Origin of the sequence: Pseudomonas sp. N-137, from assembly GCF_034555295.1 — a bacterium.
GTDB classification, from domain to species: domain Bacteria; phylum Pseudomonadota; class Gammaproteobacteria; order Pseudomonadales; family Pseudomonadaceae; genus Aquipseudomonas; species Aquipseudomonas rhizophila.
Map to the genome: position 1 here is coordinate 282757 of NZ_JAXUDQ010000007.1, position 15794 is coordinate 298550.

The window sequence follows — 15794 nt, forward strand, 5'->3', positions numbered from 1 at the left end:
ACCCGAACGCTCTGGTTCGCGGTCCCGCGTATGCCCTTGAGCTAAATTCATTGTGCGGCGAGGGTCGAGGGACCACCACGATCAGCGCGAAGCATGACCTGCGTGCAGCCCAACCTCCTCAGCCATCCCGGCAACCGCGGCACCGCGGCTACCACTACGCTATCGGCCCACCCGGAGGCGGCGCCTGCCTGCTTTGTACAGTGCTGGTATGGACGGCGGCAGTCTGCCAGCCGTCACATTGACTACTGGCTGCTGCGTACAGCGGCCATGAACGCACGAATCCTCGCCGGATCCTTGATGCCCTTGCTTTGCTCTACCCCACCGCTGACATCGACCGCGTAAGGGCGAACCTGACGGATGGCTTCGGCCACGTTTTGCGCCGTCAACCCACCGGCGAGGATAATCGGTTTGCTCAGGCCCTGGGGCACGAGCGACCAGTCGAATGCTTCACCGGTCCCACCGGGAACGCCTTCCACATAGGTGTCCAGCAGTATGCCACTGGCACCGGCAAAGGCATCGCAACTGGCCGCGATGTCATCACCAGCCTTGACCCGCAACGCCTTGATGTACGGACGATGCCAGCCCTCGCAATCGGCCGGCGCCTCGTCCCCGTGAAACTGCAACAGGGCCAACGGCACCGCATCGAGTATCTCGCCCAGCTCACAACGACTGGCGTTGACGAACAGGCCGACGGGGGTCACGAACGGAGGCAAGGCCCGGATGATCGCCCTCGCCTGCTGCACCGTCACCGCGCGCGGGCTCTTGGCATAAAACACCAGCCCGATGGCATCGGCACCAGCCTCCACCGCCGCCAGCGCGTCCTCGACGCGGGTGATCCCGCAAATCTTGCTGCGAACGGCCGGCATGTCGTCAAAACCTCAGGCAAATCCGTGAAAGTCCCGGATGGTAGCAAATGCTGCGCAGGGCGTCAGCCGTCGAGTTCCGAGAAGCCCGTGAGGAAATGTGGCCCGATGTAACGCTGCGGCAGCTCGAATTCATCGTGGTATTCGACCTGTACCAGGTACAGGCCAAACGGGTGCGCCGTCACGCCACCGGAACGCCGGATGCGGCTTTCGAGCACTTCCTTGATCCACTCCACCGGCCGCTCACCGGCACCGATGGTCATCAGCACGCCCGCGATGTTGCGCACCATGTGATGCAGGAAGGCGCTGGCGCGGATATCGAGCACGATCATTTTGCCGTGGCGGGTCACCCGCAGGTGATGCAGCTCTTTGATCGGTGACTTGGCCTGGCACTGGCCGGCGCGAAAGGCACTGAAATCATGAACACCGACCAGGTACTGCGCGGCTTCAGCCATGCGCTCGACGTCCAGCGGACGGTGGTTCCAGGTGATTTCTTCGTTCAGATGCGCGGGGCGGATCTGGTCGTTGTAGATCACGTAGCGATAACGCCGGGCGATGGCCTTGAAGCGTGCATGGAAATGCGCCGGCATTGCCTTGGCCCAGCTGACACTGACGTCGTGAGGCAAGTTGATGTTGGCCCCCATGACCCAGGCCTTCATCGAACGCTCGACCTGGGTGTCGAAATGCACCACCTGGCCGCAGGCGTGCACGCCGGCATCGGTACGGCCGGCACAATGCAGCGACACGGGCGAATCAGCGACTTTGGACAGTGCGTTTTCGAGGGTTTCCTGCACCGTCGCCACACCGGAGGCCTGGCGCTGCCAGCCGCGATAGCGCGAGCCTTTATATTCAACGCCCAGGGCGATCCGGAAAAAGCCGTCGGCCGCCATTTCGGCGGCCGGGTTGTCTATGTTTGCCAAGGAATTACAGCCTGCTGAAGTACGCAAAGGCGGGCATTATAAGGCCGGCGGGATGGGATGCCAGTCCAACCGGTGGTCATGTGTTGAATGTACTGGCGCCATCGCGAGCAGGCTCGCTCCCACAAGGGATTTGTGCTGGGCGCAGGATTTGTGAATACCCGAGAACCTCTGTGGGAGCGAGCCTGCTCGCGATGAGGCCCGCCAGCCAACCTAAACTCCAGCCCAAACAAAAACGGCAGCCTCACCGGCTGCCGCTTTTGTTTACCCGATCACCTCAGGCCAGGCGCGACAACATTTCCTGCGCCTCGCTCTTCTGCGTGGCATCGCCTTCGCTGAGGACTTCGCCGAGGATATCCCGGGCACCATCGTTGTCACCCATGTCGATGTAGGCCTGGGCCAGATCGAGCTTGGTCGCCACTTCATCGGTACCGCTGAGGAAGTCGAAATCCGGCTCATCGTCGGCACTGGCCAACGCGTCTTCAGCAGTGAAAGTCGGCTGAGCGAGGCTGTCGGACAGGCGCTCAAGCTCGGCATTGACATCGTCCAGTTCGGACTCGAAGGCGTCCTTGGGTTTGTCCTGCACATCCATTTCATCGGCCAGGGACAGGTCGAAATCTTCCGGCAGCTCAAGGTCGTCAGACGGGGTGTCGGCCACCGCAGGGGTTTGGACGGCAGGCTCATCCAGGCCCTTGAGGTCGTCATCCAGGTCCAGCAGGAAGTCTTCGTCGGCCAGGGCCGGCGTCGGCGCCGGGGTGTCGGCACCCAGGTCAAGGTCGAACTCCGACAGGTCATCCAGGCTTTCATTGGCCTCGGTCTGCTGCTTGAGCAACGATTCGAAGTCCAGGTCATCATCGGACGGGAATGCATCCAGCTCGACGACAGGCTCTGGCTCAGGCGTTGCCGGTGCGGCTTCCAGATCCTCAAGGCTCAGGTCGAAGGCGCTGTCGAGCTCCTCATCGGTGGGCGGCGTATCTTCCAGCAAATCCTTGACGTACTGGGCGTCCAGCTCGGCAGCGACTGCCGCGGCGGCCAGACCGGCAGTGGTGGCGACCACCATGGCCGGGAAACGGCTTTTGAGCTGTTCGACCTGGGCATAGTTTTCGCCGTTGGCCACCAGTTGGCGCTCTTGGGCAACAAAGGCGTCGCGGTCGCCCTGCTGACCGTAGACTTCCATCAGTTTCAGGCGCAGGTCGCTGCGCTGAGGCTCGGCCTTGATGCCTTGCTCAAGCAGATCGGCCGCCTGATTCAAACGACCACGATCAATGTGGGACTGGGCCTGCCCCAGCACATCGTCGGAACGCTCGGCAGCCGGAGCCACCAATGGCGCGGCGATCGGCGGCGTGACGATCACGGGCGCAATCACCGGGGCTGGCTTGGGCGCTGGCGCGGGAGCGGGTTTTGGTTCGAGCTTTACGCTTGGCGGTGGAACTTCAATGCCCTCGAAGCTGCTCGGGGGCAGATCGAGCTCCGGGGAGAAATCAGCCTCCTCCTCGAGGGCTCGGGCCATGCGCAAGTGCTTCTCGGCTTCCTGTTGCGCCTTGCGGCGACGGGCCAGCAACAGCAGCAACAACAGCAGGATCAACGCGCCACCGCCAACCAGACCCAACAGGATCGGATTGGTCAGCAGATCGTTGTACTTTTGTTCGCTGGACGCTGCCGGGGCTGGCTCCACGGGAGTCGCGGGCGGCGTCGCTTCAGGCGCGGGTGCAGGAGCTTGCGCCGTTGGGTCCGGCGTCAATTCTGCCGACATCGCCGGGGCCGACTCATCGAGCGGCGGTACGGCGACACCATCAGCCTGCATTTTGGCCAGCTGATTGTTCTTCAGCTCGATCAGGCGCTGCAGCTTGTCCAGTTGGCTCTGTAGATCCGCCATGCGGCTTTTGAGCTCTTCATTGTCGCGGCGAGCCGAATCGAGGCTTTCCTGGGTGACCGCGAGCTGGTTGCTCAGGGCTTGGGCATCGCCGGCAGCGCCTTTGGCGCCGGCCTTCGCAGCCTCGGCGGAGACCAGACTCAGATTATCGCGACCGGCCGCCTGGGCCGGTGCAGCTTGACTGCCACCACGCTTGGTACCGTCCAACTGCTGCTGGCCGGAACGCGCAACGCCCCGCCGCCCCTGACGCCAGGCGGCATTCTGCGCAGCCACTTCAGCGATAGCCTGGGGCTGCGGCAACGCGGTGCTTTGCACCGGGTCCGGCAGACGCAATACCTTGCCGGTCTTGAGCAAATTGATGTTGCCGTTGATGAATGCGTCCGGGTTCAACGCCTGGATCGCCAGCATGGTTTGCTGGATCGATCCGCCGTTGCGCACCTTGGCGGCAATTTCCCAAAGTGTATCGCGCGGCGTGGTGGTGTATTGGGAAGGCTTGGTGGCGCCCGTCACCGGCGTGGAGACGACCTGGGACGGCTTCGTCCGGGCGGCGTCAGCCGCCTGGGGGGAGAATTTGGAAGGGTCGATCAACACGCTGTAGTCGCGCAGCAGACGGCCATTGGGCCACATCACCTGCACCAGAAACTTGACCATCGGCTCCGACAGCGGCTGGCTGGAAGTCACCCGCAAGACGCTCTTGCCATTGGCATTGATTACCGGGGTGAAGGTCAGGTCATTGAGAAACGCCTGGCGGTCGATTCCGGCCTTGGCAAACTCCTCGGGCGAGGCCAGGCTCGGCACGACTTCGGCGGCGGTCAATTGCTGGACGTCGAGCAGCTCGATCTCGGCGACCAGAGGCTGGTTCGGCGGCGACTTCAGGGTCAATTCCCCGAGCCCGAGTGCTTGCGCCATACCGGAGGACAGCGCCGAGGCGGCCGCTATTGCTAACACCAGTTTGCGAACTTGAACCATAGCCTCTTCCTTTGTTTGAACATTCCTCGGCCAGCGAGAAGGTGTTGATGCCGCTGCCGTAAGGCATTGCGCGCCCCCCGAAGCAACGGCGCGCGCGATCGTTTCACTCATGCTCGGGGAAAGCCCCGAGAGGGAGGTTCGCCTTCAGCACTCTGGCCAAGCATAGCGCCCAGCTAGAATCATTCGACAAATTGTTGCCAAGTATCTTTTACAGCAGGTCTTTTATCAACAACTCAGCCACTTGCACAGCATTGAGCGCCGCGCCCTTGCGTACGTTATCTGACGTCAGCCACATATTTAGTTCCGCCGGGTCATCGATCCCCCCGCGCACACGTCCAACGTAGACTACATCCTGCCCTACCGCATCGCCCACCGGGGTCGGGTAATCGCCCGCCTCCACCAGCTCGATGCCGGGTGCCGCCTCCAAGGCTGCGTTGACTTTCGCCAGGTCGACGGCGCCGGCTGCCTGCACAGTCACGCTAAAGCTATCGCCAAAAAACACCGGGGCTTGAATGCAAGTGACGGAAATCTTTAACGAAGGCTGTTCCAGCACCTGACGCAATTCACGCACCAGACGCTTTTCCAGCAGCGTGTGACCCTGCTCGTCCGGGGTACCCACCTGAGCCAGCAGGTTGAACGCCATTTGCCGATCGAAAAATTTCGGCTCAAGGGGACGTGCATTGAGCAACTCGGCAGTCTGACGGGCCAGCTCACTGACGGCGGCGCGGCCCTGAGCGGACACAGCGAGACTGGCGGTCAGGCTGATACGCTGCAACGCCAGGCATTGGCGCAGCGGCGCCAGCACCACGGCCAGCGCGGTCGCCGACGCACTGGGACTGCTGACTTGAAACGGCTTGCTCAGACCCGCCAGCAGCCCGGCGTTGGCTTCCGGCACGATCTGCGGCGCCTGCTCAGGCGGCAGGGCGCCGGACAGGTCAATCAACGCGCAACCGGCCGCCGTGGCACGCGGGGCGAAGCTCAGGGTCACCGCCGGGCCGGCGGCAAAAAACACCAGTTGGACTTTGCCGAAATCAAATTCGTCGACTTCGCGCACCCGCACATTTTTGCCGCGAAACATCACCGAGCTTCCCGCCGACTCGCTGCTGGCCAGCAGGTGCAGGTTGCCGATCGGGAAGTCACGCTCTTCGAGAATCTGGACAAGGGTTTCGCCGACAGTACCGGTGGCGCCGATCACGGCAATATCAAAGGACTGGCTCATGGGTCTACCTCAGGTAAAACGTGGGGAGCGGCACTTTACCGGGTGGGGGGTATGCAGGCAATTGGCAGGGGAGTTTGCAGTGGTTGTACTGGCCCCATCGCGAGCAAGCTCGCTCCCACAGTTGTTGTGGCCACTGAAGATCCACTGTGGGAGCGAGCTTGCTCGCGATGGCGATGTCACGGACGACACCGTTCCCATAAAAAAACCCGCACCTCTCACAAGGCACGGGTTCTTTCACAGCAGTGACCGATCAACGCTCGAGCAGAATCCGCAGCATGCGACGCAGCGGTTCGGCCGCGCCCCACAGCAACTGGTCGCCGACGGTGAAGGCACCGACGAATTGCGAGCCCATGTTCAACTTGCGCAGACGACCCACTGGTACGTTCAAGGTGCCGGTGACCTTGGTCGGGCTCAGCTCCTGCATGCTGATTTCGCGGTTGTTCGGCACCAGCTTGACCCAAGGGTTGTGCTGGCTGATCAGCCCTTCGATGTCGGCGATCGGCACGTCTTTGTTCAACTTGATGGTCAGCGCCTGGCTGTGGCAGCGCATGGCGCCGATACGCACGCAGATGCCATCCACCGGGATCGGGCTCTTGAAGCGACCGAGGATCTTGTTGGTTTCGGCCTGGGCCTTCCACTCTTCACGGCTCTGGCCGTTCGGCAGTTCCTTGTCGATCCACGGGATCAGGCTGCCGGCCAACGGCACGCCAAAGTTCTCGGTCGGGTACGCATCGCTGCGCATCGCCTCGGCGACCTTGCGATCGATGTCCAGGATGGCACTGGCCGGGTTGGCCAGGTCATCGGCGACAGCGGCGTGGGTCGCACCCATCTGCTTGATCAGTTCACGCATGTTCTGCGCGCCGGCCCCGGAGGCCGCCTGATAGGTCATGGCACTCATCCACTCCACCAGACCGGCCTCGAACAGGCCGCCCAGGCCCATCAGCATCAGGCTGACGGTGCAGTTGCCGCCAATGTAGTTCTTGGTGCCCGCGTCCAGTTGCTGGTCGATGACCTTGCGGTTCACCGGGTCGAGAATGATCACGGCGTCGTCCTGCATGCGCAGGCTGGAGGCGGCGTCGATCCAGTAACCCTGCCAGCCGGCTTCACGCAGTTTCGGGAAGACTTCGCTGGTGTAGTCGCCACCCTGACAGGTCAGGATCACGTCGAGGGTCTTGAGCTCGTCAATGCTGTAGGCATCCTTGAGCGCACCGGTGTCCTTGCCCACGGACGGGCCCTGGCCACCGACATTGGAGGTGGTGAAAAACACCGGTTCAATGAGATCGAAATCCTGCTCTTCCAGCATTCGCTGCATGAGCACGGAACCGACCATGCCGCGCCAACCGATCAGACCTACACGTTTCATCGCAACTACACCTATACAAAAGTGGGCCACCGTCGAAGCGGTGGGCCGCAAAGATTACAGATTACGCAACGCGGCGACTACTGCATCGCCCATTTGCTGCGTACCGACTTTGGTACAACCGGTCGACCAGATGTCGCCCGTGCGCAAACCTTGATCCAATACCACACTGACCGCCTTCTCGATGGCATCAGCCGCGTCATTGAGACTGAAGCTGTAGCGCAGCATCATCGACACCGACAGGATGGTTGCCAACGGGTTGGCAATGCCCTGCCCGGCAATGTCCGGCGCCGAACCGTGGCATGGCTCGTACATGCCTTTGTTGTTGGCATCCAGGGAGGCCGACGGCAGCATGCCGATGGAGCCGGTGAGCATCGAGGCTTCATCGGACAGGATGTCACCGAACATATTGTCGGTGACGATCACGTCGAACTGCTTGGGCGCGCGCACCAGTTGCATGGCAGCGTTATCGACGTACATGTGGCTCAGTTCGATGTCCGGGTAATCCTTGGCCACCTGCTCGACCACTTCGCGCCACAGTTGGCTGGAAGCCAGGACGTTGGCCTTGTCCACCGAGCACAGTTTTTTGCCGCGCACCCGCGCCATATCAAAACCGACCCGGGCGATACGGCGGATTTCGCTCTCGCTGTACGGCAAGGTGTCGTAGGCCTGACGCTCGCCATTATCCAGCTCACGGGTACCGCGCGGGGCGCCGAAGTAGATACCGCCGGTCAGTTCACGGACGATGAGGATGTCCAGGCCCGAAACGATTTCCGGCTTCAGGCTCGAAGCGTCGGCCAGTTGCGGGTAGAGGATTGCCGGACGCAGATTGCCGAACAGGCCCAGTTGCGCACGGATCTTCAGCAGGCCGCGCTCAGGACGGATGTCGCGTTCGATCTTGTCCCATTTCGGGCCGCCCACGGCGCCCAGCAGTACGGCATCGGCGGCACGCGCGCGATCCAGGGTTTCATCGGCCAGGGGGACGCCATGCTTGTCGATCGCAGCGCCGCCGATCACATCGTGGCTGAGTTCAAAGCCCAGGCCGTACTTGTCGTTCGCCAGCTCTAGGACCTTGACCGCTTCGGCCATGATTTCCGGGCCAATACCGTCGCCTGGGAGAATCAGAATCTGCTTGCTCATGTTTTCCTCGTTTGCTCTGTCGGCCCGCGCTTGGACTGGCCGGAAAAAGTGCTATCGCTCGGCCCACAGCACCAGTACGTCTGTACTGAACGAACCATCGGCCTCAATCTCAAAATATTCACGCACCTCAACACCCATCGATCGCTGCAGCTCACGGATCGCCCCACGCATCACTTCGGGGGTGCGCATGCGCTCGACCCACGACTGGTACTCCAGGCGCAGACGCTGGCGCGTGGTGCTGCGGGTATGCAACCCCGCCTCGCTGACCTGGCGCAACCACTCGCCGGCCGAATAATCGCGAACATGGCTGGTGTCACGCAGCACCTCAACGCTTTGCAGGTACGTGTCCAACAACGGCATGCCGGGTGACAGGACATCAATGAACGCCGCCACTCCACCCGGCTTGAGCACCCGGCGCACTTCCCGCAGCGCCAAGCCCAGGTCGCTCCAATGATGCGCCGAATAGCGGCTGAACACGAAGTCGAACTCAGCGTCAGCGAACGGCAGGCGTTCGGCGGCGCCGCACACCGTGGTGATGTTACTCAGGCCACGATCCGCTGCCGCCGTAGCTACAACGTCAAGCATTGGCTGGGACAGGTCGTAGGCCACCACTTCACCGGCCAGCGGCGCCACATGGAAACTCACGTGCCCAGCGCCGCAGCCCAGGTCCAGCACACGGGCCTCGCCGCGCCCGGCAAGCTCAGCCTGCAGCAGGGCGAACTCAGTGCCCTGGGCGTGCACAGCACTGCTCAGATAGGCCGAAGCCTGTTCACCGAATTGCTTTTGTACGACCTGACTGTGGGCGGTGCTGGTCATGGGATGTCCTTATGGTTTTTTATTGCCTGGGCGGACCCCATCGCGAGCAAGCTCGCTCCCACAGGGGATTTATGGTGTTCACAAAACACCTGTGGGAGCGAGCTTGCTCGCGAAGGGGCCAGCACTGACGACATCAATCTCAGATCAATCAAGCATCCCGAAACAACCAAGGCTGGCTCGCCCGGTGCTTGGCCTCGAACGTGGCAATCGCCTCGCCGTCCTGCAAGGTCAGGCCGATGTCGTCCAGACCGTTGAGCAGGCAGTGCTTACGGAATGCATCGATCTCGAAACGCAACACCTTGCCGTCAGGACGGGTCACGGTCTGGGCCGCCAGGTCGATCTGCAGTTGATAGCCGGGGTTGGCCTCGACCTGCTGGAACAACTCATCGACTTCAGCGTCGCTCAGGATGATCGGCAACAAGCCGTTCTTGAAGCTGTTGTTGAAGAAGATGTCGGCGTAGCTCGGCGCAATGATGCTGCGAAAGCCGTACTCTTCAAGGGCCCATGGCGCGTGTTCGCGACTGGAGCCGCAGCCGAAGTTTTCGCGGGCCAGCAACACGCTGGCGCCTTGGTAACGTTCGGCGTTGAGGACGAAATCCTTGTTCAACGGGCGCTTGGAGTTGTCCTGGTACGGCTGGCCCACATCCAGGTAGCGCCACTCGTCAAACAGGTTCGGGCCGAAACCGGTGCGCTTGATCGACTTCAAAAACTGCTTGGGGATGATCTGGTCGGTGTCGACGTTGGCACGATCCAGAGGCGCGACAAGACCAGTGTGCTGGGTAAAAGCTTTCATGCTGCGCTCCTTCAGATCAATTCACGGACGTCGACGAAACGGCCGTTGACGGCGGCGGCGGCGGCCATGGCCGGGCTGACCAGATGCGTACGGCCACCGGCGCCCTGACGGCCTTCGAAGTTACGGTTGGAGGTGGAGGCGCAATGCTCGCCCGACTCCAAACGGTCCGGGTTCATCGCCAGGCACATCGAGCACCCAGGCTCACGCCATTCGAAACCGGCCTCGAGGAAAATCTTGTCCAGACCTTCGGCTTCCGCCTGGGCCTTCACCAGGCCCGAGCCCGGCACCACAATGGCCTGCTTGATGGTCGAGGCGACTTTGCGGCCCTTGGCGATCACCGCCGCTGCGCGCAGGTCTTCGATCCGCGAGTTGGTGCAGGAGCCAATGAACACACGGTCCAGCTGAATGTCGGTGATCGCCTGGTTGGCGCTCAAACCCATGTATTTCAGGGCGCGGACGATGGAGTCTCGCTTGACCAGATCCATCTCCTTGGCAGGATCGGGCACGTTCTGGTCCACGGCCAGGACCATTTCCGGGGAAGTGCCCCAGCTGACTTGCGGCTTGATTTGCGTCGCGTCGAGTTCGACCACGGTGTCGAACTGCGCGTCGGCATCGGAAACCAGGTCTTTCCAGGCTTGCACCGCCATGTCCCACTCGGCGCCCTTGGGGGCGAACGGACGGCCCTTGACGTACTCCACGGTTTTTTCATCGGCGGCCACCAGCCCGACACGAGCGCCGGCTTCGATGGACATGTTGCAGATGGTCATGCGCCCTTCCACGGACAAATCGCGGATGGCGCTGCCGGCGAACTCGATGGCATGGCCGTTACCACCGGCGGTGCCGATCTTGCCGATCACGGCCAGGACGATGTCCTTGGCAGTCACGCCAAACGGCAGCTTGCCCTCGACACGCACCAGCATGTTTTTCATTTTCTTGGCGACCAGGCACTGGGTAGCGAGCACGTGCTCGACCTCGGAGGTGCCGATGCCGTGGGCCAAGGCGCCAAACGCACCATGGGTGGAGGTGTGGGAGTCGCCGCAGACCACGGTCATGCCGGGCAAGGTCGCGCCCTGCTCCGGGCCAATGACGTGGACGATACCCTGGCGCACGTCATTCATCTTGAATTCAACGATGCCGTATTCGTCACAGTTATCGTCAAGGGTCTGCACCTGCAAGCGCGACACCTGATCGGCAATGGCTTCGATGCCGCCCTTGCGCTCCGGCGTGGTCGGCACGTTGTGGTCCGGGGTCGCGATATTGGCATCGATGCGCCACGGCTTGCGCCCGGCCAGACGCAGGCCTTCGAAGGCTTGCGGCGAAGTCACTTCGTGGATGATGTGACGGTCGATGTAGATCAGCGCCGAACCATCGTCGCGCTGCTTGACCAAATGCGAATCCCAGAGCTTGTCGTAGAGCGTTTTGCCGGCCATCAGACGGTTCCTCATCAGCTTGTTTCTATGCCCTGGGTCTTGGTGAATCAATAACCCCTTGGCTTGTGAGGCTGATCTTATGAGGCTACATTAAATAACTCAAATTCATATTTTTTATGCTTTGCATAACCATTTGGAATTCGACCAGGACGACCATGGACCTCGCCAGCCTCAACGCCTTTATCGCCATCGCCGAGACCGGCAGTTTCTCCGGCGCCGGTGAACGCCTGCACCTGACCCAGCCGGCCATCAGCAAGCGTATCGCCGGGCTGGAGCAACAGCTCAAAGTGCGCCTGTTCGATCGGCTCGGTCGAGAAGTCGGCCTGACCGAGGCTGGCCGAGCCCTTCTGCCACGGGCCTATCAGATTCTTAACGTGCTGGATGACACCCGCCGCGCCCTGACCAACCTGACCGGTGAAGTGACCGGACGCCTGACGCTCGCCACCAGCCACCACATCGGCCTGCATCGGCTGCCACCTCTATTGAGGGAGTTCACCCGACGCTACCCTGAGGTGGCGCTGGATATTCAGTTCCTCGATTCGGAAGTGGCCTACGAAGAAATTCTCCACGGCCGGGCGGAGCTGGCGGTCATCACCCTGGCCCCGGAACCGCACACGCTGGTACGCGCCACGCCGGTGTGGGACGACCCCCTGGATTTCGTGGTGGCGCCGGAACACGCGCTGTTGGACAACGGCCCGGTCAGCCTGGCAGACATCGCCTTGCATCCGGCGGTGTTCCCCGGCGGCAATACCTTTACCCACCACATTGTTCAACGCCTGTTCGAAGCCCAGGGCCTGACGCCGAACATCGCCATGAGCACGAATTATCTGGAAACCATAAAAATGATGGTCTCCATCGGCCTAGCCTGGAGCGTCCTGCCGCGCACCATGCTCGATGAACAGGTGGCACGCATTCCTTTGCCGGGCATACAGCTCAGTCGCCAGCTAGGCTATATCTTGCACACCGAACGGACGCTGTCGAATGCTGCACGGGCTTTCATGTCCTTACTGGACGCACAAATCGATCTGCCAGGGAAAAGGGCATAGGTTGTGCTACTCCTATAGAGCCGAAACGCCTGCGCCCAACGCCCCAAATTGCCCAAGGCTCGCGAGATAATGCCCAAATCCGCTGACCAATTCCCGCCCCTGCCGCGCATTCAGGCGCTAGACCCGAAACGGTCCGAGCAAAGCTGGGACAGCGCCCCCCAGTTGCTGGCCGCCTTGAACGGCGCGCGCCTGGGAGCCTGGTCGTGGGACATTGACACCGGGCGGATCAGTTGGTCACGGGGCACCCAGGCGCTGTTCGGCTTCGATCCGCGCCAGCCATTGCCGGCGGATGTGGACTATCTGGACCTGTTGCTCCCCCAAGACCGAGCAAAGGCCATCCGCGCCTTTCATGCGGCTGTGGCCGGTGCGCCGCTGGAACAGGCCATGCACCATCGCATCGTCTGGCCCGACGGCAGCCTGCACTGGCTGGAAATCAACGGCAGCGTATTACCCGACAAACACGGCCGCCCGCGGATGATCGGAGTAATCCGGGAGATCACGCACCAGCGCGAACGGGAGCAGGCACTGCGCAACTCGGAAAAACGCTTCGCCACGCTCTTTCACCTATGTCCGAATATGGTGCTGCTGACCCGCCAGGAAGACGGGCTGATCATCGAGGCCAACCAGTATTTCGAAAGTCTGTTTGGCTGGCCGCTGCACGACATCATCGGCCGCACGACGCTGGAACTGGGCCTATGGGTCGACCCCGGACAGCGGGCAAAACTGGTTGAGATCATCAAGGCCAACGGCGAAATGGCGAGCATGGAGGTGGAACTGCAGGCCAGCAATGGTCAGATCCACAGCGGCCTGCTCAGCGCCCAGAAGGTCGAGCTGGAAGGCCAACCTTATCTGCTGAGCACCTTCCTCGATACCACCGAACGCAAACTCGCCGAACAGGCCCTCAAGGACAGCCAGGAACGCCTTGATCTGGCCCTCGATTCGGCGCAACTGGGCACCTGGGACTGGCATATTCCCAGCGGCATGCTCTACGGCTCGGCCCGGGCGGCGCAGTTGCATGGCCTGGAGCCCAAGCCGTTCCACGAGTCGTTCGATGCGTTTTTCGAAGGGGTGCCCGATGACGAGCGCAACAACATGCGCAACGCCTACCGCAGCCTGCGGGAAGGCCCGGCGGGGAATTATCAACTGACCTACCGCGTACAAATGCCGGACGGCAGCGCCCGATACCTGGAAAGCCGCGCACGTCTCTATCGCAATGACGACGGCAGCCCGCTGCGCATGGCCGGTACCTTGCTGGACATCACTGACCAGGTAGAACGCGAACAGAGCCTGGCGGCGTCGGAAGAAAAATTCGCCACCCTGTTCCAGGTCAGCCCCGACCCGATCTGCGTAACTCATCAGGATAGTGGCCGGTTCCTCGAAATCAATTCCAGCTTCACCCAGACCTTCGGCTGGTCAGCCACCGACGTGATCGGCCTGAGCGCCGACGAAATCGGCCTGTGGGACGCCTCGGGGAGCAGCCTGCAACGCATCGAAAGGGTGATACGCGAGCGCTCCCTGAACAACGTGGCCGTCGTCGTCCACCATAAAAACGGCCAGCCGCTGACATGCGTGATTTCCAGTCGCCAGATCAACGTCGGCAACCAGCCCTGCATCGTCACCACCCTGCGGGATATCTCCCAGCAGCAGCGCTCCGAGGCGGCCCTCAAGGCCAGCGAGGAGAAATTCGCCAAGGCTTTCCATTCCAGCCCTGACGCGATCACCATCACCGAACGCGACAGCGGCCGCTACCTCGAAGTCAATGATGGCTTCTGCCGCCTGACCGGCTACCGCGCCGACGAAGTGATCGGGCATACGGTCTACGAGGTCGGTATCTGGGCCGAAGAAAAACAACGCATGGCATTGCTGGCCGAACTGGAGCTCAAGGGCCGGGTGCATCACCAGGAAATGCTCGGGCGCAATAAACGCGGAGAGATCCTCACGGTGGAGGTCTCGGTCGAACCGATCATGCTCAATGAGACGGCCTGCCTGCTGCTGACCGCCCGGGACGTGAGCCTGTTGCGCAATGCCGAAGCACAGATCCGCCACCTGGCCTATCACGATCCGCTGACCAACCTGCCCAACCGCGCCTTACTGATGGATCGGCTGAGCCAGCAGATCGCCTTGCTCAAGCGCCATAACCTGCGGGGCGCCCTGCTGTTTCTGGACCTGGACCACTTCAAGCACATCAACGACTCCCTGGGCCACCCGGTGGGCGACACGGTGCTGAAAATCATCACCGCACGCCTGGAAGCCAGCGTGCGCCTGGAAGACACCGTGGCGAGGCTGGGCGGCGACGAATTCGTGGTGCTGCTCAGCGGCTTGGAAGGCACCCGCAGCGCAGTCAGCCAACAGGTACAGAACCTGGCCGACACTCTGCGCGAATTACTGTCGGAGCCGATGTTTCTCGATGGCCAACGGTTGCAGGTCACGCCGAGCATCGGCATGGCGCTGATTCCCGACCATGGCTCCACCCCCACCGACCTGCTCAAGCGCGCCGACATTGCGCTGTACCGCGCCAAGGATTCGGGGCGCAACACCTCGCAGATGTTCCACACCACCATGCAAAAAGCCGCCAGCGAACGGCTGCGCATGGAAACCGACCTGCGCCAGGCCTTGGCTCGCGGGGAGTTCAGCGTACATTTCCAACCTCAGGTCGACGCCCGGGACAACCGCATCATCGGCGCCGAAACGCTGGTGCGCTGGCATCACCCCGAATTGGGCGCCCAATCACCGAATGAATTCATCAAAGTGCTGGAGGACAGCGGGCTGATCCTGGAAGTTGGCACCTGGATTCTCGATGAAGCCTGCAACGGCTTCAAACAACTGATCGCCAAGGGCAAGATCGATCCGCTGCAATTCAGCCTGTGCGTGAATATCAGCCCACGGCAGTTCCGCCAGAGCGACTTCGTCGAGCGCATCGAAAGCTGCCTCGCCACCTATGGCCTGCCTTACGCCATGCTCAAGCTGGAAATCACCGAGGGCATCGTGATCCAGAACCTGGACGACACCATCGCCAAGATGCGTCGCCTGAAAAAATTGGGAGTGAGCTTCGCCATGGACGATTTCGGGACCGGTTATTCGTCGCTGACCTACCTCAAACGTCTGCCGGTGGACACCTTGAAAATCGATCAGTCATTCGTGCGCGACGCCACCAGCGACCCCAACGATACCGAAATCATCCGCGCCATCGTCGCCATGGCCCGCAGCCTTGAGCTGGAGGTGATCGCCGAAGGTGTCGAAACCCCGGAACAACTGAGTTTCCTGCAGGGGCTGGGTTGCCATTTGTACCAGGGCTACCTGCACAGTCGGCCGTTGCCGCTAGACGCGTTTGAGCGACTGTTGCCCTGACAAAGGAGCCCGCAATGAGG

Annotated in this window: 11 protein-coding genes; 2 read left to right on the forward strand and 9 right to left on the reverse strand. The window is 61.8% G+C overall.

The features are described from left to right. Positions 1-242 precede the first annotated feature (242 nt). From T3A99_RS07440 to leuC, 9 genes are all read right to left on the reverse strand, one after another. Positions 243-866 carry a phosphoribosylanthranilate isomerase gene (locus T3A99_RS07440; RefSeq protein ID WP_092400407.1) on the reverse strand — a complete coding sequence of 208 codons (624 nt, stop codon included), beginning with the start codon at positions 864-866 and terminating at the stop codon, positions 243-245. Positions 867-928: 62 nt separating this feature from the next. Beyond that, complete coding sequence (truA, locus tag T3A99_RS07445; RefSeq protein ID WP_047229296.1) at positions 929-1753, reverse strand: tRNA pseudouridine(38-40) synthase TruA; 825 nt, start codon at positions 1751-1753, stop codon at positions 929-931. Positions 1754-2057: 304 nt separating this feature from the next. Continuing rightward, positions 2058-4622, reverse strand: a complete 2565-nt coding sequence (locus T3A99_RS07450) for a FimV/HubP family polar landmark protein (protein ID WP_322834175.1) — start codon at positions 4620-4622, stop codon at positions 2058-2060. 208 nt (positions 4623-4830) lie between these two features. Then, the gene (locus T3A99_RS07455; protein ID WP_076383917.1) at positions 4831-5841 is read right to left on the reverse strand and encodes an aspartate-semialdehyde dehydrogenase; all 1011 of its coding nucleotides are present in this window, start codon (positions 5839-5841) and stop codon (positions 4831-4833) included. Between the two features lie 250 nt (positions 5842-6091). Then, a complete protein-coding gene (asd, locus tag T3A99_RS07460) occupies positions 6092-7204 on the reverse strand; it encodes an aspartate-semialdehyde dehydrogenase (RefSeq protein WP_047229242.1) in 1113 nt (370 codons plus the stop codon). Between the two features lie 54 nt (positions 7205-7258). Next, on the reverse strand, positions 7259-8341 hold the full coding sequence (gene leuB / locus T3A99_RS07465; protein WP_047229243.1) for a 3-isopropylmalate dehydrogenase: 1083 nt from the start codon (positions 8339-8341) through the stop codon (positions 7259-7261). 51 nt (positions 8342-8392) lie between these two features. Further along, entirely contained in the window at positions 8393-9157 is a 765-nt protein-coding gene (locus T3A99_RS07470; protein WP_076383916.1) for a class I SAM-dependent methyltransferase, read from the reverse strand. Between the two features lie 148 nt (positions 9158-9305). After that, positions 9306-9950, reverse strand: a complete 645-nt coding sequence (gene leuD / locus T3A99_RS07475; protein ID WP_047229245.1) for a 3-isopropylmalate dehydratase small subunit — start codon at positions 9948-9950, stop codon at positions 9306-9308. 11 nt (positions 9951-9961) lie between these two features. Beyond that, positions 9962-11380 carry a 3-isopropylmalate dehydratase large subunit gene (gene leuC / locus T3A99_RS07480; protein WP_076383915.1) on the reverse strand — a complete coding sequence of 473 codons (1419 nt, stop codon included), beginning with the start codon at positions 11378-11380 and terminating at the stop codon, positions 9962-9964. Between the two features lie 155 nt (positions 11381-11535). On the opposite strand from leuC, the gene T3A99_RS07485 reads away from it, so the two are divergent. Further along, complete coding sequence (locus tag T3A99_RS07485; protein WP_047229247.1) at positions 11536-12426, forward strand: LysR family transcriptional regulator; 891 nt, start codon at positions 11536-11538, stop codon at positions 12424-12426. A gap of 69 nt (positions 12427-12495) precedes the next feature. Next, complete coding sequence (locus T3A99_RS07490; RefSeq protein WP_047229248.1) at positions 12496-15774, forward strand: EAL domain-containing protein; 3279 nt, start codon at positions 12496-12498, stop codon at positions 15772-15774. Positions 15775-15794: the final 20 nt, after the last annotated feature.